1 pseudogene is annotated in these 237 nt (G+C 57.8%); it reads left to right on the top strand.

The features are described from left to right. A pseudogene (locus QQZ17_RS22520) lies at nt 1-88 on the top strand (ferredoxin family protein); the annotation flags it as partial. Between the last annotated feature and the right edge of the window lie 149 nt (nt 89-237).

Below are 237 nucleotides of genomic sequence, written 5' to 3'. Positions count from 1 at the left end.
CACCTGTCGGATCCTGGGACTCGATACGGCGCTGGAGAAGTGGGAATACCCGCGCGGTACCTTCGGTGTGGAGTTCCGTTACGGTTAAACCGGGTGCCGGATGGCGGCTTCGCCTTATCCGGCCTACGTGGATTTCCAGGCCCGGTAAGCGTAGCGCCACCGGGCAAAAAACTATCCCAACAACTCTTTTTTCAGATCCATCGCCAGTTCAAACGAATGCAGACGCGCCTGATGGTC

Origin of the sequence: Citrobacter sp. T1.2D-1 (assembly GCF_950098555.1) — a bacterium.
In the GTDB taxonomy this organism is placed as follows: Bacteria; Pseudomonadota; Gammaproteobacteria; order Enterobacterales; family Enterobacteriaceae; genus Citrobacter_A; species Citrobacter_A telavivensis.
The sequence above is the reverse complement of the archived record's forward strand: the minus strand, read 5'-3'. Positions and strand labels throughout refer to the sequence as shown.